The 21,250-nt window shown below is 42.9% G+C and carries 20 protein-coding genes; 1 reads left to right on the plus strand and 19 read right to left on the minus strand.

Translation table 11 applies throughout. The features are described from left to right. Positions 1-37 precede the first annotated feature (37 nt). From PGY05_RS14305 to PGY05_RS14365, 13 genes are all read right to left on the minus strand, one after another. The gene (locus PGY05_RS14305) at positions 38-532 is read right to left on the minus strand and encodes a DUF2798 domain-containing protein (RefSeq protein ID WP_117824172.1); all 495 of its coding nucleotides are present in this window, start codon (positions 530-532) and stop codon (positions 38-40) included. A 203-nt stretch (positions 533-735) separates the two neighbouring features. Further along, positions 736-1,203 carry a signal peptidase II gene (locus tag PGY05_RS14310; RefSeq protein ID WP_173699709.1) on the minus strand — a complete coding sequence of 156 codons (468 nt, stop codon included), beginning with the start codon at positions 1,201-1,203 and terminating at the stop codon, positions 736-738. Positions 1,204-1,205: 2 nt separating this feature from the next. Next, complete coding sequence (locus tag PGY05_RS14315) at positions 1,206-1,493, minus strand: hypothetical protein (protein WP_022220857.1); 288 nt, start codon at positions 1,491-1,493, stop codon at positions 1,206-1,208. 32 nt (positions 1,494-1,525) lie between these two features. After that, a complete protein-coding gene (locus tag PGY05_RS14320) occupies positions 1,526-3,214 on the minus strand; it encodes a S8 family peptidase (protein WP_022220856.1) in 1,689 nt (562 codons plus the stop codon). 103 nt (positions 3,215-3,317) lie between these two features. Beyond that, positions 3,318-4,574 carry a cation:proton antiporter gene (locus PGY05_RS14325; RefSeq protein WP_270476189.1) on the minus strand — a complete coding sequence of 419 codons (1,257 nt, stop codon included), beginning with the start codon at positions 4,572-4,574 and terminating at the stop codon, positions 3,318-3,320. 251 nt (positions 4,575-4,825) lie between these two features. After that, positions 4,826-6,259, minus strand: a complete 1,434-nt coding sequence (gene clpX / locus PGY05_RS14330; RefSeq protein ID WP_055158510.1) for an ATP-dependent Clp protease ATP-binding subunit ClpX — start codon at positions 6,257-6,259, stop codon at positions 4,826-4,828. Between the two features lie 51 nt (positions 6,260-6,310). Beyond that, a complete protein-coding gene (ligA, locus tag PGY05_RS14335) occupies positions 6,311-8,272 on the minus strand; it encodes an NAD-dependent DNA ligase LigA (RefSeq protein ID WP_055158507.1) in 1,962 nt (653 codons plus the stop codon). Between the two features lie 16 nt (positions 8,273-8,288). Then, positions 8,289-9,065: a pseudouridine synthase gene (locus PGY05_RS14340; protein WP_022220852.1), complete on the minus strand. Its 777-nt coding sequence runs from the start codon at positions 9,063-9,065 to the stop codon at positions 8,289-8,291. A 12-nt stretch (positions 9,066-9,077) separates the two neighbouring features. After that, positions 9,078-10,127: a DHHW family protein gene (locus PGY05_RS14345; protein WP_270476192.1), complete on the minus strand. Its 1,050-nt coding sequence runs from the start codon at positions 10,125-10,127 to the stop codon at positions 9,078-9,080. Between the two features lie 159 nt (positions 10,128-10,286). Continuing rightward, positions 10,287-11,684, minus strand: coding sequence for an MBOAT family O-acyltransferase (locus tag PGY05_RS14350; RefSeq protein ID WP_022220850.1), 1,398 nt, complete (start codon positions 11,682-11,684; stop codon positions 10,287-10,289). Positions 11,685-11,705: 21 nt separating this feature from the next. After that, positions 11,706-12,200, minus strand: coding sequence for a DUF4358 domain-containing protein (locus tag PGY05_RS14355; protein WP_022220849.1), 495 nt, complete (start codon positions 12,198-12,200; stop codon positions 11,706-11,708). Beyond that, entirely contained in the window at positions 12,197-12,979 is a 783-nt protein-coding gene (locus tag PGY05_RS14360) for a GDSL-type esterase/lipase family protein (RefSeq protein WP_022220848.1), read from the minus strand. Before PGY05_RS14360 ends, PGY05_RS14355 begins: the two co-directional genes overlap by 4 nt. Positions 12,980-13,079: 100 nt before the next feature. After that, a complete protein-coding gene (locus PGY05_RS14365) occupies positions 13,080-13,790 on the minus strand; it encodes a TraX family protein (RefSeq protein WP_055158504.1) in 711 nt (236 codons plus the stop codon). Positions 13,791-13,894: 104 nt separating this feature from the next. Between PGY05_RS14365 and PGY05_RS14370 the strand changes: the two genes are divergently transcribed. Beyond that, a complete protein-coding gene (locus PGY05_RS14370; RefSeq protein WP_022220846.1) occupies positions 13,895-14,389 on the plus strand; it encodes a DUF5721 family protein in 495 nt (164 codons plus the stop codon). Between the two features lie 195 nt (positions 14,390-14,584). On the opposite strand, the gene PGY05_RS14375 is transcribed toward PGY05_RS14370, so the two are convergent. From PGY05_RS14375 to htpG, 6 genes are all read right to left on the minus strand, one after another. Beyond that, positions 14,585-15,409, minus strand: coding sequence for a purine-nucleoside phosphorylase (locus tag PGY05_RS14375; protein WP_173686904.1), 825 nt, complete (start codon positions 15,407-15,409; stop codon positions 14,585-14,587). Positions 15,410-15,466: 57 nt separating this feature from the next. Continuing rightward, positions 15,467-16,438, minus strand: coding sequence for an adenosine deaminase (add, locus tag PGY05_RS14380; RefSeq protein WP_270476193.1), 972 nt, complete (start codon positions 16,436-16,438; stop codon positions 15,467-15,469). A gap of 61 nt (positions 16,439-16,499) precedes the next feature. Next, positions 16,500-16,922 carry a cytidine deaminase gene (locus PGY05_RS14385; RefSeq protein WP_055249114.1) on the minus strand — a complete coding sequence of 141 codons (423 nt, stop codon included), beginning with the start codon at positions 16,920-16,922 and terminating at the stop codon, positions 16,500-16,502. 24 nt (positions 16,923-16,946) lie between these two features. Continuing rightward, the gene (locus PGY05_RS14390; protein ID WP_270476194.1) at positions 16,947-18,143 is read right to left on the minus strand and encodes a phosphopentomutase; all 1,197 of its coding nucleotides are present in this window, start codon (positions 18,141-18,143) and stop codon (positions 16,947-16,949) included. Further along, complete coding sequence (udp, locus tag PGY05_RS14395) at positions 18,144-18,917, minus strand: uridine phosphorylase (protein WP_022220841.1); 774 nt, start codon at positions 18,915-18,917, stop codon at positions 18,144-18,146. 174 nt (positions 18,918-19,091) lie between these two features. Beyond that, positions 19,092-21,155, minus strand: coding sequence for a molecular chaperone HtpG (gene htpG / locus PGY05_RS14400; protein WP_022220840.1), 2,064 nt, complete (start codon positions 21,153-21,155; stop codon positions 19,092-19,094). Positions 21,156-21,250: the final 95 nt, after the last annotated feature.

Raw genomic sequence — 21,250 nt, forward strand, 5'->3', positions numbered from 1 at the left:
GTTTTATATTTTCAAATGGATTTACACTTTACCTCAATTAGGCTTCCTGACCATCAGCGATTTTGGATGTTTCTTTTTCTGGGAATAATAATGTGAAAATCTTTCTTACCAGTGGACCGGCGAAGCAGAGCTGCCAGAAGAATGCCATCGGGAAGTTGATTGCTGTGGTCTGGAACCAGACGGATATGAACTGGGTTCCCGCATTCTTGAAGAGCAGGGTTGCTGCAAGGCTCATAAGTGGACACATTCCGATGATGGATACTACGGAAATGGCGATCACCAGGTGAAAGTTATTATCTCTTTCCAGATTAACAATGGAAAATGCTTTTTTCTTTGCAAATGGTCCGATCAGGAAAAAATCAAGGATGAATGCAATTGGTCCCATAATGACCAGCTCGTGGAATGCATTTAAAAATACCTGGTTGTTCATTCCTCCTACGTTGAGAGCAATGTTGTAACAGATCATGGTATAAACCATCACGAACACCATGATAATTGTGAAAATAACGTCTTGAAATTTGTTTTTTGGCATAAAAATATCCTCCTTCATAATAAGCGTAACAGAAAATGTGTTGTTCGTTCATCATTCCGGAGGAATGTATCGTTTCCAATATAACCGAGATTCTATTCTTTTTTCTATATGGCATATGCCAGACAACGCCATATCAGCAAGGTTTATAATACCTCAACTCTTTAAAAACAGTCAAGTATTTTTTCAGATACATTGAATCATTTTTATCTCTTTTTTCCAAATAAAGAACTCCATACCGTCAGGATCGCTCCTGCAAAAAGAGCCAGATCCGAGAGATTAAAAGTGATATCCGAGAGTTTCCTGTTCTTTGTTTTCAGAGACAGATAATCGACCACATAACCTCTTTTGAAACGGTCATAAGTATTACCAACTGCTCCGCCCAGCATCAGCGATGTTCCAAGCTTTGCCAGTTTGCGTCCCGGTTCTTTCCAAAGAAGGTGCTCCCAGAAAAACAGGATTCCAAGTGCTGCCGCCGACATGCCTTTTACCAGCTTTGGTCTGGAATCCAGATGATTCATCATCAGACCTTTGTTGTGGACTTTGCGGTAGATTCCTTTTCCTTTCCAAATCCGGCGTTCTTCCCCGTCTCTTACATTTTCTTCAGTATATTTTTTAATTCCAAGATCGACCCCGGCAACAAAAGCTCCGGTTAAAATGCTCAGGATTTCCATAATTATTCTCCTTTGATGCGCGCGATTTCCTGCTCGCATACCTCTGTCTGTTCTTCACGCTTTTCGATTGCTTCGCAGAGTGCGATAAAATCGGTATCTACCACTTCCCCCTGTTTGAAACGCTCATATACCAATCGTCCGATCTCTGTCATATCCCGCTCGCTGTCTCGCTTCAGACCATAGATCTCATTTTTCTTTTTCTGGATATCGATCGTATCTCCTGCCTTCTTTCCAAGATCATCCACGGTATCTGAAATCCGCTTTCCTATTGTATCAAAAAAATCACTCATTTACTTTTTCCCCTTTCGCATCTGCGTATTTTTCAGAACCGCCTGATCTGCTCAAAAGTACGGTAAAGGTTCAATGCTCCATATCCCCATTCCTGGTTCGGATAATTCATGTCTGTCTTCCGTGAAGCTCCCAATATCAGCAGATTCTTCATCTGTGATGCATCCAGATTCACTCCATGCCTATCCAGCCACTCCATAAAAAGTGCCAGTGCTCCGGAAGTGATCCCAACTGCTATACTGGAACCAGATCTTGCAACAAACTGCCCCCTTAAATTGATCCCTGTCACATTGATCCCCGGCGCAGCAAAATCCGGTTTGATTCTGTTATCTCTAGTATAACCTCTTCCCGAACTGACTGCAATGCTATTTTCCTTTCCATTATAGTACGCTGCACAGACCACCGCCCCGGTATCCCCTGGTTCCATCACCGTATATTCCGGATTTGCACGGATAAAATAGACATTTCCCGTCAGAAACTCTTCCATTGGAAGCCAGATATGAAAGATTCCATTCCCCAGCTCCAGTGTTTCCGGTATAATCTTCCAGATTCCGCTTCCCGGTCTTTCAAACTGAAAAAATGCCAGCTGCGCCCCGGTCGTCTCTACCAGAACCCGGTAATTAAATATTACCCTGGTCTGCTCGAATACAAACACATACTCTCCTATTCCCCGTTTGAGCGAGATCGGTCCTACTGTCTGTCCTGTTGGAGATGCAATAGAAAGAGCCAGAAGATTCGGAAGTTCTGTCCATAGTTCCATCACAAAACCTCTGGTATTATTCCCTACATTAATCTCGACCGGCAGATTATTTTCCTGTTCCAGAATTCCCAGATAATGATGCCTTTTATCTGCCTCGTTGCCACTTCCGGTCACAATCCCGATTCCTTCGCTCGCCGCTACATTTTGCAGATACTCTGACAGGATTGAATATCCTCCATGTCCTCCAAAGCTTGTTCCAACTGCCAGACAGATCACCAATGGTCTTTTCAGCTCTTCTTGTACCTTCTGCAGATAAAAAACCGCCGCTACCAGATCATTTTCCTGATAGCATCCGGCATCCCGGTCTACAAAATAGTACTCCCGTAAATATTCTTTTGCCTCTTTCAGCTTCACGATCACCATCTCTGCCTCCGGCGCTGCCCCGATAAACAAATTCTCCGGATTTGCCCCTCCGCATGCCACACTTGCAACAAAAGTGCCATGTCCGTCCGTATCAAATGACGGAACGGTTTCCTTGGGATTCTCACTTAGGATTGCCTGATTGATTTGTTCCTTCGTATATTCACTTCCATATCCGATTTCCCGTGGCGCTGTTCCACTTTGTTCTTCCTGATCCCAGATTCGCTGGATCCTGGTCGAACCATCCAGATTCCGGAAAATGGGATCCAGATAGTTGATCCCAGTATCAATGATCCCAACCAGAACTCCTTCACCACTCAGTTCCAGACCAGGTATATTCTGAACCGCAGCAATTCCCGCCTGCTGGATTGCTGCCATATCCAGTGTTGTATAACACTTCGGAACCATTGTATAAGGATAATCGGCAAGTGACTTTTTTCTGTCTTCACTCTGGTCAATATAAAAAAGCTCAAAACCGTATTTCAACGGTATCCGGCATCCGTTTTCCAAAGGAAAGTTTTTCCCAAGAGCACCGGTATCCCTCATCATAAAATCCCTGTATTCTTCTGACAGGATCTTTTCTTTACATTCTTCCTGTAGCATAAAAATCCCTCATATACTTTCTTTTGGAAAATATATGAGGGATTTTTCTTTCTTATTACTATGATACTGGACGGTTACGCATTTTGCACTCCATATCCATTCTTTATTCGGTACGTTTCTTTTCAATATCCTCGTAGAAGGAAGTCACTTCTTTTCCTTTTTCCAGGGTACTTACATTCGGACCGCTCTTGAATACGATCTTCAGAAGAATTGGTGTGATGATCGTTGTGATCACTACCACGATGATAACCGGTCCGAGGAAATTGCCGCCCAGCATACCGAGTGCTTCTCCCTTGCTGGCAACGATCAGCGCAACCTCACCACGGGAGATCATTCCGACACCGATTCGTGCACACTGATAATTCTTATATCCACACATCTTCGCACCAAGGGCACAGCCAACGATCTTTGTCAGGATCGCAACAATGGTAAGCGCCACTGCAAAGCCTACAATTGCAGCACTCATCTTCGGAAGTTCTACCTTCAGCCCGATACTTGCGAAAAATACCGGTGAAAGCAGCATATAAGACATGGTATCAAATTTCTTCAACACGAAATCAGATTTACTTGTATTGGAAATGATCAGTCCGGCGATAAATGCACCGGTGATATCTGCAACACCGAAGAATTTCTCTGCCACATAAGCCATCAACAGACAGAATACAAATGCCATAATCGCATGACGTCTGAGTCCCTTTTCCGCCTGATCTGTCCACTTTTTAAATATCTTGTAAAAGATCAGTCCGATCACACCTGCAAATGCGAAGAATGCAACGATCTTCAGTAATACAACTGAAATCTTTACTGATTCATCTGCCATACTTGTTACCAGTGTCAGTGCAATGATACCAAGCACGTCATCAATGATCGCAGCTCCAAGAATCGCATTTCCGGATTTGGTTTTTAATTTACCAAGTTCTTTTAATGTCTCTACCGTAATACTTACGGAAGTTGCTGTCAGGATAACACCGATAAAGATATTCTGCAGAAATACGCTGCAGGATGCATCGGATGTGATCACACCCGGACGGTTAAAGAACATTGCAGTCGCATAACCGCCGATCAGTGGAACGATAACACCTATCAGTGCAATAACGAAGGATGCTTTTCCGCTTGCCTTCAATTCCTGTATATCAGTTTCCAGACCTGCACAGAACATTAGCACGATAACACCGATCTCCGCAACGTTATGTATAAAACTTGTCTCTGTCAGGATTCCAAGCATCGCCGGCCCTAGAAGAACTCCTGCAAGAAGTGCTCCTACAACCTGTGGCATCTGTACCTTTCTGGTCGCAAGACCAAGTGCTTTAGTACAAAGTAAAATAATTGCAAGATCCAGTAAATACTTATAAGTCTCCATTCTCTCTCACTCCTGTTTATATCTTGTTTTTTTAGACACATTGTCTAATGTACACCTTTTAATACAATTTTTCAACAAAAAAATACCCGTAAATCTTAAATTTACGGATATTTCCCATTCTATTTTTGTATGATCGCCATGTTTTTTTGATATATGAAGGTTATGATGTTGGGGCAAAAGGTATTTTGACCCCTTTGATACCAGATTGCTACGTGCTTTGCACTCTCGCAATCCTCAGGTTATTGTTATACTTAGTGATGCTCAAGCCTTGGTACAGACTGGCTTCTCAGCTCGATCAGCGGTCCTCCGGTTCCTTCGATATATGCCTCCGTGATCGTCACTTCCCCGATGCTGTCATCCTTCGGAATCTCATACATAATATCCAGCATGAATTCTTCAATGATCGCACGCAGTGCACGGGCTCCGGTATCCTTCTTCATTGCCTTTCTTGCGATCGCATGAAGTGCACCATCATCGAATTTCAGATTGACCTCATCCAGTGCCAGAAGCTTCTGATACTGCTTGAGGATCGCATTTTTCGGCTCTTTTAATATCTGAACCATCATCTCTTCATCCAGTCCCTGAAGCGTAAATACGATCGGGAGACGTCCCAGAAATTCCGGAATCATTCCGAAGTTACGCAGATCTTCTGTCGTCACCTTCTCCAGTATTTTCTTATCATGATCATATTTGTCTTTCAGATCCGCTCCAAACCCGATAGAAGAATTCTTCATCAGTCTTTCCTTGATGATCTGCTCAAGATCCGGGAACGCACCGCCACAGATAAAAAGAATATTCTTTGTATTGACTGTAGTGAGCGGAACCATCGCATTCTTACTATTGGCTCCTACCGGCACTTCCACTTCGCTGCCTTCTAACAGCTTTAACATTCCCTGCTGTACGGATTCTCCGCTGACATCTCTCTGGCTGGTATTCTTCTTCTTCGCAATCTTGTCGATCTCATCGATAAAGATAATTCCCTGTTCCGCCTTATCTACGTCGTTGTCCGCAGCTGCAAGGAGCTTTGATACTACACTTTCAATATCATCCCCTATGTAGCCGGCCTCGGTAAGAGAGGTCGCATCTGTAATTGCAAGCGGCACATCCAAAAGTTTTGCCAGTGTCTTTACCAGATACGTCTTTCCAGAGCCGGTAGGTCCGATCATCAGCATATTGGATTTCTCAATTTCAATCTCATCCATTGTATCCGTTGCCACTCTTTTATAATGATTGTATACAGCAACCGACATTACCTTCTTGGCGTATTCCTGTCCTACTACATATTCATCCAGTTTCGCTTTGATCTTATGCGGAGCAGGAATATCCTTGATATTCAGGATCGGTTCTTTTTCTTCTTCCGGCTTTTTCTTTTTCACACGCTGGCTCTTCGGGATCTGTGCATCCATGTCTCCAAATCCCATCATCGGTCCCATGTTCATAAACTGGCTGTAATCCATCCCGCCAAAATTCATATTGTTCATTGCATCAAAGCTTTTTTGCATACAGTCCGGACACACGCAGATATTGTTCGGAAGATCGATCATCTTTCCGGTCACACTCTCCGGTCTGTGACAGATGAAGCAGACCTTTTCATAGCGATCTTCGTTATTTTCTTTTTTGTCTGTATTTTCTACCTCACCGGTTACTTTCTCAACTGTCTTGTCCTTCTGGTCATTTTCTGCCATTGGCTGGTCCTCCTTTTCTCGGTCGTATTCAGACAGATTCCTCTGTCCTTCTTATTCGATTTCCACCCCTGCAAGTTCTATAAACTCTTCCTCTGAAATGATCGGCACTCCAAGTTCTTTCGCCTTTCTGTTCTTGGAAGAAGCAGACTCTACATCATTGTTGATCAGATAATTTGTCTTCTTCGTTACAGATCCGGTCACTTTTCCACCCATCTTCTCAACCAGTTCTTTTACCTCATTCCGGTTTGCAAAATGATTCACGCTGCCAGTGACAACGAAACTCATACCTGCAAACTTCTGTTCTTCTGCCATCTCTTCCGGCTGGATCTCCAGTTCTCCGAGAAGGAGCTTAAATTCCTTTTTTCTTTCCTCTGATATAAAATATTTTACAAATGCCGCCGCAAGCACCGGACCTACCCCCTGGATATTACTCAGTTCTTCTTCCGATGCTCCTGTCATTTTTTCCACATCATTTTTAAAATGGCGGCAGATCAGTTTTGCATTTGCGAGACCGATTCCTGCAATCCCAAGTCCATATACCACTTTAGCAAGTGTTGTGCTTCTCGCCTTATCCACGCTTGCGATCAGGTTCGCATAGGATTTTTCTCCAAAGCCTTCCATCGTCTGAATTTCTTCCTGATAGGAATCCAGATGGAAGATATCTCTGTATTTGTGAATGAATCCTCTCGCAATAAATTTCTCCAGTGTCGCCTCAGAAAGCCCGTCAATATTGAGTGCATCCCTGCTGACAAACAATGCAAAGGATTTGATTCTTTTTGCCTGACACATCGGATTTGTGCAATACAACGACTTTGCATCATTCATCTGACGGATCTCCGTAGCTCCACCACAAACCGGACAGACTTTCGGGATCTCAATATTATCACTGCCGGTCAGATTCTTTGCAATCTGCGGAATGATCATATTCGCCTTATAGACTTCGATCGTATCCCCGATTCCCAGATGCAGCTCCTCCATAATACTTAAATTGTGTACACTTGCACGGCTTACCGTTGTTCCTTCCAGCTCTACCGGTTCAAAGATCGCTACCGGATTAATAAGCCCTGTTCTTGATGGACTCCATTCAATTTCCAGAAGGTGCGTCTCGCGGATCTCATCTGCCCATTTGAAAGCGAAAGAATCACGTGGGAATTTTGCCGTTCTCCCAAGCGACTGCCCATACGCAATGTCATCATATACAAGAACCAGACCATCTGACGGAAAATCATTTTCTACGATCTTTTCTGCAAAAAATGCAACCTTCTCATCCAGTTCTTCCCTTGTCACCAGATAATGCTCCACCACATCAAATCCCTGATGTTCCAGCCAGTCAAGCTGTTCTTTTCTGGAATTGTGGAAATCCACATTTTCTGCACGTACCAGGGTAAATGCATAGAATTTTACGTTTCTCTGTGCCGTGATCTTGTTGTTCAGCTGGCGGACAGAACCACTGCACAGATTCCGTGGATTCTTATATTTTGCATCCACGTCAGCAATTTCTTCATTGATCCGCTCAAAATCTTTGTAACCGATCACCGCTTCCCCTCGCAGGATCAGTTCTCCTTTATACGGAATATGAAGCGGCACGTTTTTAAATACTTTCGCATTGTTGGTAATGACCTCACCGACTTCCCCATTTCCTCTTGTAACTGCCTTAAAAAGTTCGCCGTCACGATAGGTCAAAACGATCGTCAGACCATCCATCTTCCATGAGATCACAGCCATCTGGTCTCCGACAAATTCCTTCAGCCTTGCCACTTCTTTTGTCTTGTCAAGAGAAAGCATCGGTGACTCATGACGTTCTTTCGGAAGCTCACTTAATACTTCATATCCTACATTCACCGTCGGACTGGAAGCCATAACGGTTCCCAGCTCTTCTTCCAGACCTTTCAGTTCATCATACAGCGCATCATACTCATAATTGCTCATAATTTCCTGCGCATCCTGATAATAAGCTTTTCCGGCTTTATTCAGAAGCTCTACCAGCTCCTGCATCCTTTTCATCTTATCCATATCCAAATCCACACTTTTAATTATTGTTCCACGGTGTCGGCTCTGACTTTGAATCCCTGATCAGCTCATAGAGTTCATTCAGTTCCTGATCCGTAACCTTCCGGTATTCTCCCGGCTTTAAATTACCAAGTTCGATATTCATGATCCGCACTCTCCGCAGCTCCTTTACCTCGTAGCCAAGTGCCTCACACATCCGGCGGATCTGCCGGTTGAGTCCCTGTGTCAGAATGATCTTAAATTTATATTTTCCAAGCTTTTCTACCTGGCATGGTCTTGTGACAGTATCCAGGATCGGGACACCGCCTGCCATCTCCTTGAGAAATTCATCTGTCACGGGCTTATCAACTGTAACTTTATATTCTTTTTCATGTTTATTTGCCGCACGCATCATCCGGTTGATAATGTCGCCGTTGTTCGTCATCAGAAGCAGCCCTTCCGAATCCTTATCCAGACGTCCTACATAAGTAATCCGTACCGGATAGTTAAGGAAACGTACAATACTGTCTCTCTCCCGTCTTTCCTCAGTACAGACAATTCCACGCGGCTTATTGACCGCAAGCACGATCATCTCTTCCTGTCTGGATACCTGCTTTTTCCCAATCCGGACAACCTGCCACGGCTCTACCTTCATTCCGGTCTCTGCACGCACACCGTCAACCGTCACCTGTCCGGCTGCTATCAGTTTATCCGCTTCCCTTCTGGAACATACACCAGCTTCACTTAAATATTTGTTCAGCCGGACCGGTCCTTTATTTTCCGTGTCCAGAAACTGCTTTTCTATTTTATTTGCCATGTTTTTCTCCTGTTAATTCTCATCCAGTACCCCCGCCAGCATCCGATCTTCAAAGAATGTATTGGCATTATACAGGAACAGCACATCATCAAACTGTTTATCTGACATCACAGAACTTAATTTACCGGTATAATAACGAGGGTCGATCACAACGATTTCCCGGTAATACGGAGCCAGAAGCGGAAGAAAACAGTTTGCATATGAATCTTTGAACACCAGAAGTCTGCGTTTTTCTGTCTGTGTTGACTGGATATCGATCATTGCATGATTTCCACCGAAGAATACGGAATATTGATCTCTCTCATCCAGTTTGGATGAATCATACATAGAAGCACTCTTTTTCTGTTCTTCCACATAATTGACTGCAACCTGTGGTGCATCCGCACTCTTTGGCAGATAAATATAGATTGGTTCCTTATAATCTGTCTCATATCCACTCTTTGCGGATAACGTTCCGTTAAAAGAATCCGATACCGCATAGGCTTTCATCTTAATTTCTTCACTCTTATCCAGTCCAAGCTGTGTCTTTGCTCCCTGGAATGCATACCATGCACCAAGAGAAGTCCAGTGATGATCCGTGTGATAATAAATTGCTTCATCCTTGTGAGCATCCAGTACTTTTTCTGCATCGATCCAGTCATAAGAATCTCCAAGTTCTGCCTTTACACGGCTGATCTGTCTGCTCTGACTGGCAGTCACCGCAAATGCCGGAAGCTTGTCCTCCATAACATTTGCCGCATTCGGAACCAGCATCATATGCATCTGGATATCCGGATAACGCTCTTTAAAATTCTTCATTGCATCCAGATTCTCTTTCAGATCACTTTCATCTGCCACAGCAACATCTTCCATCAGATAATGATCCTTTCCTTTGAAAACACCACCTTCTTCTGTCCTCCCCGCCACACTGTCCGCAAATGTCTTGATTCTTACCCAGGTATCTCTTCCTGCAAACTGATCCGATACATACTCCTCGTACTGCTCCATAAACCTTCCGGAAGCAATTCCGGAAAGAGAAATTTCCGGTTTCTGCGCCAGCATACGCATTTCTTTTTCTGACATCTGCCTGTCTTTATGCATAAGGTTTACTCCGCAGCTGAGAATAAGGACTCCCAGAAATAAAAACGCACATACTGCCTGGATCTGTTTTTTCCCTCCTGGCAGAAAATACTTTGTTCTGTTTTTTTGTTTATTATTCTTTCCTTCTACCATTGTCTTTCCTTAAAATCTAAAATATAAAAATGGATTGTAACTTTCTGTCACCAGATATGCCACACACAGCACAAACAGTCCTGTCATCAGGCAGCCTGCCAGAACCGTATGCGGTCTTTCCTCATTAAATACCAGCCGCTTTCCGAGCAGATGCATAAACGGTGTACTTCCTATGATCCCTGCCACCCAGAAGAGCCAGTTTCGCATGATCAGGTACAATGCCTGGCTGTCCATAAATCCGGTTGCACCCTGTCCGAACATATTGCCGATCCAGGTAAGTGCACTTCCGAGTGTCGGGCTGAAGAACAGTACCCAGCCGAGCATGACCAGAATCATTGTGTAAAGTGTCTGGACTGCCTCCGGCAGCTTTGCAAGTATTTTTCCTGTAAAATATTTTTCAGTAATGAGGATCACTCCGTAGAAGAGCCCCCATACTACAAAGTTCCAGCTTGCCCCATGCCAGAGACCGGTCAGGAACCATACGATCAGAAGATTCAGTAAATGCCGCGGAACCGTTACCCTGTTTCCTCCAAGCGGAATATACACATACTCGCGGAACCATGATCCCAGCGAAATATGCCATCTTCTCCAGAACTCGGTAACACTTTTGGAAATATACGGATAATTGAAGTTCTGCATAAACTCAAATCCGAACATCTTTCCAAGTCCGACTGCCATGTCCGAATAACCGCTGAAATCGAAATAAATCTGGAAAGTGTAGGCAAGACATCCAAGCCATGCAGTCACTACTGACATTCCATCCATCGCCGCGATATTTTCATAAATCGAACCAATCGTATTCGCCAGAAGCACCTTCTTTGCCAGTCCTATCACAAAGAACCAGGCACCGTATCCAAACTTCGTCAGTGATTCCTTTCTTTCACGCAGTTGTCTCTCCACATCTGCATACTGTACGATCGGACCTGCGATCAGCTGTGGGAACATTGTAACATAGGTTCCGAAATCAATCAGATTTACCTGTACGTCTACATTTCCCCTATATACATCAATGATGTAAGACAATGTCTGGAAAGTATAGAAAGAAATTCCGATTGGGAGCTCCAGTTTTCTATATGGAATATAGAACGGAAGGATCGCATTTAAATTTGTCACGATAAATCCGTAATATTTGAAAAATCCAAGAATAAACAGGTTTACAACGATCGTAAAGATCAGACTGCGCACCTGCGATTTTCTTCCTGCTTTTAATGCAATGTCCATTCCGCAAAAATAATTGAACAGAATGGAAATCAGCATCAGGAAGATATAGACCGGCTCTCCCCACGCATAAAATATGAGGGAAGCGATCAAAAGTACCACATTTTTTACCTTACGCGGCACCAAATAATATACCAACAGTGTAATTGGCAAAAATGTAAACAAAAATACCAGACTACTAAATAACATAACTTTTTCGTTTCCTTTTATCTACTTCAGGCTCTTTGTAAACGCCTTTTCTACAGTTTCAGCTTTTGGTGAAATAACAAAAAGCACGTATGTACCTTTCGTCTTAATGATCGAAGCATCCAGAAGCTTTACCTGCTCGGCCCCATATCCTTCAAAATTATCGAGCTGTGTCTTTTTTCGCTGTTCTGCGGCTTTCTCAACTGCCTCTGCCTCATTCTCGTCCTTTGTTTTCACCAGAAGGAGCTCGTTGACTCCCATTGTTTCATTCGTATAATACAGTGTTATATCTTCATAATCCTTTGGATTGATCCCATAGAATCTCTTGATCTCCTGGGTTCCGGCAAGTGTCATGTTCTTGTCATCTGCCGCATCCACAACCGCTTTCTGTACATCTGCAAACGGTGTATCGCTGTCTCCCTTAGACTGAAAGATCAGACCGATATAGATAAGCAAAATAATTACCATCCCAGCTCTGATATTACGCAGAACTGTGAATTCCCCTTTTTTCTTTGTCATATTCCGGCCACCTCCGCCATATGTTCTGCCCAGATTGGATAATACTCCGCCTTCATATGCTCGCCATCCTGCTCATAATACTCATCTTTTACGATCTCTGTATTATCGATAAATGTAATTCCTTCTTCATCACACATTGCTTTAAGTGCGGTATTATAATCCGGAATCTTGGCATAAACCGGCTCTTCTTCTTCTTTTTGAGCGGAAACAGGAAGAACACAGTTGATATAGAGCACTGCATCGGGCATCTGCTCACGCACATTTGCAAGTACCGCTTTGTATTTTTCAATAAATGCATCTGTATCTCCATCTGTTCCGGAAATGTCATTCAGTCCAAGTGCCAGAAAGAGGACTTCCGGCTTTAACTCTGCTGCTGTCCTGATCAGATCACCGGTCTGATCAAGGTGCATTCCTTTTTCCGCTACAACCTTAGAAGTATCAAGCACATCATATACGGTAAAACCGGTTGTGATCGAATCTCCGAGAATCACCGCATGCGCAAATTTTTCGGACAACGGACGGTTCTGCCAGTCCTCTGTCGCCTGTTTTTCTTCTTTCTCAATATTTGAAATTTTGGTCTCCACCTCAGATACATCTGCTTTTTCCAGCTTCTTGATTGCTTTTACTCCTGCTGATGTATTCACCTTATCTGTTCCAAGATGCGAAAGACCAATACTTACGATTACAGTCAGTACAACAACCGTTCCTGCAATTTCCATCAGAATTTTTTTTCTTCTTTCTTCTGCCTGATTTTCTTTCTCCATCGTTCTTTTCTTCATGCTATGCATCCTATCTTTTATTAAAATATGAGTTTCATTTTCATTGAATCATGTGATAAATACTCTAACCTATTCATTTTACTTTCTTCTATTATAAAAGTCAAATCTTTAATAATGCCAAAATCACCAAATGTGCAGGGTAAAACACGTAAAAAAAATACTTTTTCACAAGAAAATGTTTCTGTGATTTTTTTCCGTTATAAAATACCAAAACACAGCCTCCCGCTGCCAGTACTGCAATCATTGCCCCTGCTCCAGCTGCGATTCCTGCAACTCCCGGAAGTTCTGCTGTCACCGTAATCCCCAGAACAAGTGCTGCAATAAAAAAAGCCTTTTTCCGGCGCTTTGGATCCTCTCCTGCCCGGTAAAACCAAAGCGTATACAATGGAGCCAGAATTGCCCAGTCACAAATACTGCTTACTGCTATAATTCCCAATACAACCAGACTTTTCTTTCCCGGATCTGATATTTTTTCCTCTGCGATCATCAGACACAGGCACAGAAAAAGTGTAAATATCATATTTAAAGTATACCACGGTGCCAGATGATTCCGCGCAAATGCCAGATAATACGGAAGCTGTGAAATGACAGCAAAGATCAGCAGTCTTCCGGCATATTTTTTTACTGACCTTGTATAACGGTATCCTTCAACCAGAAACCAGCACATGACCGGTGCTGTAAAATAACCGATATCCTTTAGTGCTTCGCAGGCAAAGGTTCCTGGTTGCAGAAATATATTTGCAACGTGATTGAGCAGCATAGTAAACACTGCAATGTATTTGATCTGATCCCGGTTTAATTCTATTTTCATCTTGTTATCCATCCTTTTTCTTTCCCGTATTGTATCAAATTCTTATGCATATCTCAAGATTTATGCTATACTGATACTATTACACTGATGACGGGAGGAAGTCTATGCTTATTTTTTCTCTGGATACAAAAAAATGCATGAACGCACTTTTACTGCATCCTGCATTTGATTCCTTTTTATTTATTGAAGGAGATATCACAACTTTTAATACCTTTCAATTTAACGGACGACTGAAAAAAGATTTCTTCAGTGCTGAAGAAAAAGAAGCTCTGGATGACCGGGAATATGCTCTCTGGAAGGAACTTCGCGAGTTTTGCCTTTCTCTGATCAAAGGAAAGCGTACTCCGCTGGGATTTCATTTTGTTCTTTCTATGTCAGCACCAAATATTGCACGGCTTCTCGAACAGGAACATCTTTCATTTGCTCCGGCAGATGTGCAGGGACTGTACCTGAATTTTAAATATGACGGGACAAAACTTAGCTGTACGACAGGAACATCTATGAACCTGTTCACGCTGGACAAATCACTGGAGCAGGCATGGGACAAGATGGCGCAGCGGATTTTTGCGAAGTACGAGATTCCGTTTGAGGTTGAGTAAAATTTTGAAAATAATGATGAGACAAAGAGCATAAAATACTGTATGCGGTATTTTATGCTCTTTGTCTTTCTACCTCGTTGGCAAAATTCTTACACAATACCTCAACTCGGAATTGCAAGAGGACGGTCGGCGGGTTCCGGAAAATCCGGAACCTTGGACCTGGTTCTGGGTAAATTCAGATATATGTTCCGTTTCTTATACGTGGGTAATGATTCCTGTCAGTAATTCCTGGAATTGCTCAGCCACCCGGTCGGCGGTTTGTTGAACTTCCTGGTGGTTCAAATGTTGTGATGTCATGCCGGCGGCGAGGTTGGTGATACAGGAGATGCCACAGACTTCGATTCCCATGTGGCGGGCAGCGATCGTCTCGCAGGCGGTGCTCATGCCTACGGCATCAGCCCCACAGGTGCGGTACATACGGATTTCTGCCGGAGTTTCATAAGATGGACCGGTAAGCTGAAGGTATACACCTTCTTTCAGAGGAATGCCGAGTTTTTGGGCTTCTTTCTTTATGATCTGCTGCATCCGTTTACTATAGGCTTCACTCATATCCGGAAAACGGGTTCCAAGTTCTTCGACATTGGCACCGATCAGTGGATTAGGGATTCCACTCATAATCTGGTCTGTGATGAGCATGAGATCGCCCGGATGGAATCCGGTATTGATTCCGCCTGATGCATTGGTAAGAATCAGCTTCTTTGCGCCTAACATTCCCATCAGCCGCACCGGAAGCACCACATCTGTTACCGGATACCCTTCATAATAATGCACACGTCCCTGCATGATCACAACCGGAACTTCTTTTACATAACCAAATACAAATTGTCCTTTATGTCCCACCACTGTCGACACCGGAAAACCTTCAATTTCTGTATATGGAATGATCTGTTCTATCTTGATTTTTGATGCGTATTCGCCAAGACCGGAGCCCAGAATCACTGCCACTTCCGGTTTAAAATTCGTTTTTTGGAGAATGCTTTTCCGGCATATTTCCAGCTTTTCATAAATTTCATTGCTCATACAGAATTCCTCTTTTCTATTATTCTTCAGAGTCAATCCTCTCTGTTTGTAGTTTCTTTATTTCAGCATTTTGCAAATTTTATCTTTTATAGAATCATCGGCAAATGCAGTATCAATTGCATTTTTCATCATCAGAAGGATTTCTTCGTCCCGGATTCCATAATTTTTCTGAATAAATTCCAGTTCTTTCGTAAGGCTGGTGTTACTTACCGTTCGGTTATCTGTGTTGACCGATACTTTTAACCCTGCATCCAGAAATTCCCGCATCGGATATTCCGCCATGCTGTTTACAGATTTGGTCTGTAAATTGCTGATCGGACACATCTCGATACCAATACCTGCTTTTTTGACCATTTTCCGGATCTCCTGGTTGCCACGCATCGCGATCCCATGCCCGATCCTTCCAGCTCCCACGTTTATCGAATCTATGACATTCTGTGGATTTCCACATTCTCCGGCATGGAGTGTAAATGGCATTCCCATCTTCTTTGTCTCTGTAAAAATATCCATAAATTCAGACATCGGATACAATGCTTCTGCTCCTGCAAGATCTGCTGCACAAACTCCGGATCCCAGATATTCTCTTGCCGTCTTGATCATCCGCATATTATCCTCAGTGCTGTGATGCCGCATTGCACAGACGATCACACCATACTCGATTCCAAAATCTTTTTTCCCCTGCTCCATTCCGCTGATTACTGCTTCGATCACCTTCCGGCTGTCCATCTTTTTTGTCTCTGACAGAAGTGGAGCAAAACGGATCTCCGCATAACAGACATTTTCTTCGTTCATCTGGGAGAGCAGATCATACGCAGCTCCGGAAAGTCCCTCTTCATCCATAATACATCTGCCGGGAAGGTCAAATTTTTCCAGATATTCATTCAGACTTGTACAGTTTTCTGAAACACTGAGTTCTTCAGGTCTTACAGTTCTTCCAAGCCTTTTTTCAATAAATGGTCTGCTAAGAGAACCGTCCAGATGACAGTGAAGCTCAATCTTCGATAATTCTTTCAAGGTTTCCTGTGTCATTTTTCATTCCTTCTCTTTTTCCTTTTCTTCAAAAATCTTCTATTAGAGTCTAAGTCCTTTTTCATTCTGTAAGATTGGATGGTCCGAAACCTTTTGGCAACATTTCTTTCAAGGTATAGATATCATAATGCTTTGCATCTACTGCAAGAATGATCTGAAATGTCTCCGGATCGCAGAATTCCATCATGACCTGCCTGCATACTCCGCACGGCGGTGCATACTCTGTCACAACACCGCCCTTTCCTCCTACAATACAGATTGCATCAAATTCTTTTACTCCTTCGCTGACTGCCTTGAAAAATGCGGTACGCTCCGCACAGTTTGTCGGTGTATAAGCCGCATTTTCAATATTGCATCCCGTATATATCCGTCCATTCTTTCCAAGCAGCGCAGCTCCCACTTTAAAGTCAGAATAAGGGGTATAAGAATATGCGAGCTGAGAAAGCGCGATTTCTATCATTTTTTTAATTTGTTCTTTTTTCATTCTCTTTTTTCCTGCTTTTTCTTGCTAAATAAGTTCATTCAGAATCGAATGCCCGATCGTTCCTTCCGGCATTTTTACACCAAAATTATCTGTGACCGTTGCCCCGATCACCGCAAAGGTATTTTTCTCCATAATCACGCCACCCTCATCCATCTTTTTGGAATACGCCAAAAACGGTACATATTCCCGTGTATGATCGGTTCCTGTGTAGGTCGGATCGTTTCCATGATCGGCGGTAATAATAAGAAGATCATCCTCCCGCAGATCATCCAGCAAAATTCCAAGATTTTTATCAAATCTCTCAATCTCATGTCCGTAGCCAACCGGATCGCGCCGGTGTCCCCACTGTGCATCAAAATCAACCAGATTTACAAAGCACAGTCCGTCAAAATCTTTTTTGCAAATCTCAATGGTCTGCTCCATTCCATGCACGGAGCTGTTGGAATGATACGATTCTGTGATTCCTTCCCCGCAAAAGATATCATGGATCTTTCCGACTGCGATCACATCCTTTCCCGCATCTTTCAGTGCGTCAAGTGCAGTCTTTCCGGTCGGCTCAAGTGCATAATCCCTGCGGTTGCTGGTTCTTTTAAATTCACCTTTTTTCTTTCCTACATACGGTCTTGCAATGACTCGTCCCACGCGCCATTCATCCTTCATCGTGATCTCTCTTGCGATCTCACAACACCGGTACAGATTTGCCAGATCAAATGTCTCTTCATTTCCACAAATCTGCAATACAGAATCCGCAGAGGTATAGACAATCATTGCACCTGTTTCAATTTCTTCTTCCCCAAGTTCTTCAATGATCTTTGTTCCGCTCTCACTACGGTTTCCAATCACTTTTTTCCCGCAACGTTTTTCCAGTTCTGTGATCAGTTCCGGTGGAAATCCATGTTCGGTAAAGGTTTTAAATGGTTTTTCTGTATAAATTCCCATCATTTCCCAGTGTCCGGTCATCGTATCTTTTCCGTTACTCGCCTCTTTCAGTCTGGTAATTTTTCCAACCGGATTCTCGATTCCATACATCTTTCCCCCGGTATGCAGATTCAGCATACCAAGCTTCTGAAGATTTGGAATCTCCAGTGTTCCCATTCTGTCTAAAATATGACCAAATGTATCTACATCCCTGTCACCGAATTTCTCAGAATCAGGCATTGCGCCAATTCCGAGCGAATCCAGAACGATCACAAAGATTCGTTTATATATTGTTTCTTTCATTTACCGCTCCTCTTTGATCAACTTTCTGATGGCTTCCACTGCCACCTGTACTGCCATATCTGTATCATGTACTACCGGATTTTCAAGTCCCAGTTTTTCTCTTTCCTGATTTGCCATTACAAGGAAACACGCACCCACGCGTACATGAAGCTTTGCTGCCACAATGTAAAGTGCTGCCGTCTCCATCTCTGATGCCAGACATCCCAGTTTCTTCCAGGCTTCCCATTTATTGATCAGTTCATAACCTGCCGGCATCATCTCCGGCTCATGCTGTCCGTAAAATGCATCTTTTGACTGTACCACTCCGGTATAAAATTCACAGTCCTTTTCCTTCGCAGCACTGACCAGTGCGTTCACCACCATAAGGTCTGCCACTGCCGGATATTCGATCGGCGCATATTCTTTGCTAGTCCCTTCCATTCTGACGGCACCCGTAGCAACTACTATATCCCCACTTTTTACTTCCGGCTGTATCCCACCGCAGGTTCCAATCCGTACAAACGTATCAGCTCCACATCTGGCTAATTCTTCCATCGCAATTGCTGCTGATGGTCCCCCAATTCCGGTAGATGTGACACTTACCTTTACGCCATCTAAAGTTCCTGTATAAGTGATAAATTCCCGGTTATCCGCAATCATCACCGGATCTTCAAAATACTGTGCTATTTTTTTGCAGCGCTTTGGATCTCCCGGGAGAATGACATAACGGCCGACTTCCCCGTTGGCCACCTGAATATGATATTGTCTGCTTATATCCTTTGAATAATTCTTCATCGTATCCACCGCCTCTCTTTTGTTATATTATACTATAAAAGACCAGGAAGTTCACCAACACTTTGTGGAAAGTATTTCCAAATACAGCAAAAAAGCCTGACCATTCAGACTTTTTCGCATAAGCGAAAATGGAAATCTGAATGGCTCAGGCTTTTCCGGGTATCTACAGCAAGATTATTTTGCCAGTTTCATCATAATTTCATTACTGCGTTTCACAAATTCTGTCATCTCTTCCGGGCTGAGTGGCTTGTGTGCCAGCATTGCCAGGTCATATAACTGATGGCAGAACATTTCTGTATTTTCGCCATCTTTATGTGCTACAACATATTCTACCAGCGGATGATTTGCATTCAGGATCAGGGTTGCATTGGTTCCGAACATAGACGGATCCATGCCTGACATTCCATACATCTTCATCATTTCCTGCATACGGCGTGATTCTTCGGAAAGTGTAATCATAGATGCCACATTTTCATCTTTCATCTTTTCCACTTTTACTTCCAGTTTGTCATTGCCAAGTGCTTTGCGGAAGATTTCGACCAGACTGTCAGTTTTTTCTTTGAATGCTTCTTTTTCTTCTTCAGATACATCTTCTTTGAAGTGATCAGTCAGATCTGCATCGATTCTCTGGAACTTGATATGTTCGTTCTTCTGTTCCATCTGAGTAATAAATGGAGAATCAATATTATGTGACAAGATCACTGCGTCCAGTCCCTCTTTTTTGAACATATTGATATACTGGCTCTGCTGCTGTTCATCTGTTACATAGTAGATTGTTGTCTTCTCTGTTTCTTTCTTTTCTGCTGACTGCTCTGCATTTTCACCCTCGGTCTTTTCCTCCGGTTCTGCTTTTCCGCCATTTTTTTCGATGCATTCTTTGAGTGTCATATACTTGTGATCCAGGTTCTTGAACAGAACATAATCGCTCATCTTCTCGCAGAATTTTTCATCTTTCAGGCAGCCGAATTTGATAAATGGGCTGATGTCATCCCAGTATTTCTCATAGTTTTCTTTATCTGTCTTGCACATTCCTGAAAGCTTGTCAGCAACTTTCTTGGAAATGTATTCGGAGATCTTCTGTACGAATCCATCATTCTGCAGTGCGCTTCGTGATACGTTAAGCGGCAGATCCGGACAATCAATGACTCCTTTTAATACCATCAGGAATTCCGGAATAACTTCTTTGATATTGTCTGCGATAAATACCTGATTGTTGTACAATTTGATGGTTCCTTCAATAGAATCGTATTCGGTATTGATCTTAGGGAAGTACAGAATACCCTTTAAGTTGAATGGATAATCCATGTTCAGATGAATCCAGAACAGAGGTTCTTTGTAATCCATAAATACTTTCCGGTAGAAATCAATATAATCTTCTTTGCTGCATTCGTTTGGATGCTTTGTCCACAGCGGTGCCGGATCACTGATCGATACCGGGCGTTTCACGATCTTTGCTTTGTCGGATGCCGGTGAAACTTCAACCATTTCTTTTTCACCGTTCTCATTTTCTTTCTCTTCCATCTTGGCGTCTTCATGGATATGTTCAACAACCGTATCGGTATCCAGGACTTCATCCTCCGGGATCGTCTCATATTCCGGTTCTGCATTTGCTTTGGATACAAAAATCTCTACCGGCATGAATGAACAGTATTTCTCAAGGACTTCGCGGATTCTGTATTCATTTGAAAATTCTACACAATCTTCATTCAGGAATAAGGTGATTTCAGAACCAACTTCCTCTTTATCCCCTTCTTCCATCTCATACTCTGTACCGCCTTCACTTACCCAGTGTACCGGTTTTGCACCTTCTTTATAAGAAAGGGTATCAATATGAACTTCATCAGCTACCATGAAGGCAGAGTAGAATCCAAGACCAAAGTGTCCGATCATATCGTCCTCTGTTGTCTTATCTTTGTATTTGTTCAGGAATTCGGTTGCTCCTGAAAATGCGATCTGTGTGATATATTCTTCTACTTCATCAGCAGTCATACCAAGACCATTATCGATGAATTTCAAAGTCTTCTCTTCCGGGTTTACAATAACCTGGATCTTTCCTTTATAATCATCCGGAAGTGTATATTCTCCCATCATGTCCAGCTTCTTTAATTTTGTGATCGCGTCGCATCCATTGGAAACAAGCTCTCTTGCGAAAATATCATGATCAGAATATACCCATTTCTTGATAATCGGGAAAATATTTTCGCTGCTGATTGAAAGACTACCTTTTTTTGCTGCCATTTTTATCACTCCTAAATTTCATATTCTATCTTTTTACGGTTTCAAATACCGTATTTTTCTGTCTATGAAATATCTTAATACCCTGATTTCTAAAT

The organism is Coprococcus sp. AF51-11b1 (assembly GCF_027682785.1).
Lineage (GTDB): Bacteria > Bacillota > Clostridia > Lachnospirales > Lachnospiraceae > Allocoprococcus > Allocoprococcus comes.

Excerpts from the sequence above, each read along its gene's own strand:
- clpX (WP_055158510.1), bottom strand. The coding sequence starts at position 6,259 with ATGGCAGAAAATGACCAGAAGGACAAGACAGTTGAGAAAGTAACCGGT.
- PGY05_RS14370 (WP_022220846.1), top strand. The coding sequence starts at position 13,895 with ATGCTTATTTTTTCTCTGGATACAAAAAAATGCATGAACGCACTTTTA.
- htpG (WP_022220840.1), bottom strand. The coding sequence starts at position 21,155 with ATGGCAGCAAAAAAAGGTAGTCTTTCAATCAGCAGCGAAAATATTTTC.
- PGY05_RS14355 (WP_022220849.1), bottom strand. The coding sequence starts at position 12,200 with ATGACAAAGAAAAAAGGGGAATTCACAGTTCTGCGTAATATCAGAGCT.
- PGY05_RS14350 (WP_022220850.1), bottom strand. The coding sequence starts at position 11,684 with ATGTTATTTAGTAGTCTGGTATTTTTGTTTACATTTTTGCCAATTACA.
- PGY05_RS14315 (WP_022220857.1), bottom strand. The coding sequence starts at position 1,493 with ATGAGTGATTTTTTTGATACAATAGGAAAGCGGATTTCAGATACCGTG.
- PGY05_RS14325 (WP_270476189.1), bottom strand. The coding sequence starts at position 4,574 with ATGGAGACTTATAAGTATTTACTGGATCTTGCAATTATTTTACTTTGT.
- udp (WP_022220841.1), bottom strand. The coding sequence starts at position 18,917 with ATGAAGAATTATTCAAAGGATATAAGCAGACAATATCATATTCAGGTG.
- PGY05_RS14390 (WP_270476194.1), bottom strand. The coding sequence starts at position 18,143 with ATGAAAGAAACAATATATAAACGAATCTTTGTGATCGTTCTGGATTCG.
- ligA (WP_055158507.1), bottom strand. The coding sequence starts at position 8,272 with ATGGATAAGATGAAAAGGATGCAGGAGCTGGTAGAGCTTCTGAATAAA.
- PGY05_RS14360 (WP_022220848.1), bottom strand. The coding sequence starts at position 12,979 with ATGAAGAAAAGAACGATGGAGAAAGAAAATCAGGCAGAAGAAAGAAGA.
- PGY05_RS14310 (WP_173699709.1), bottom strand. The coding sequence starts at position 1,203 with ATGGAAATCCTGAGCATTTTAACCGGAGCTTTTGTTGCCGGGGTCGAT.
- PGY05_RS14320 (WP_022220856.1), bottom strand. The coding sequence starts at position 3,214 with ATGCTACAGGAAGAATGTAAAGAAAAGATCCTGTCAGAAGAATACAGG.
- PGY05_RS14375 (WP_173686904.1), bottom strand. The coding sequence starts at position 15,409 with ATGAGCAATGAAATTTATGAAAAGCTGGAAATATGCCGGAAAAGCATT.
- PGY05_RS14340 (WP_022220852.1), bottom strand. The coding sequence starts at position 9,065 with ATGGCAAATAAAATAGAAAAGCAGTTTCTGGACACGGAAAATAAAGGA.
- PGY05_RS14365 (WP_055158504.1), bottom strand. The coding sequence starts at position 13,790 with ATGAAAATAGAATTAAACCGGGATCAGATCAAATACATTGCAGTGTTT.
- PGY05_RS14345 (WP_270476192.1), bottom strand. The coding sequence starts at position 10,127 with ATGTCAGAAAAAGAAATGCGTATGCTGGCGCAGAAACCGGAAATTTCT.
- PGY05_RS14305 (WP_117824172.1), bottom strand. The coding sequence starts at position 532 with ATGCCAAAAAACAAATTTCAAGACGTTATTTTCACAATTATCATGGTG.
- PGY05_RS14385 (WP_055249114.1), bottom strand. The coding sequence starts at position 16,922 with ATGAAAAAAGAACAAATTAAAAAAATGATAGAAATCGCGCTTTCTCAG.
- add (WP_270476193.1), bottom strand. The coding sequence starts at position 16,438 with ATGACACAGGAAACCTTGAAAGAATTATCGAAGATTGAGCTTCACTGT.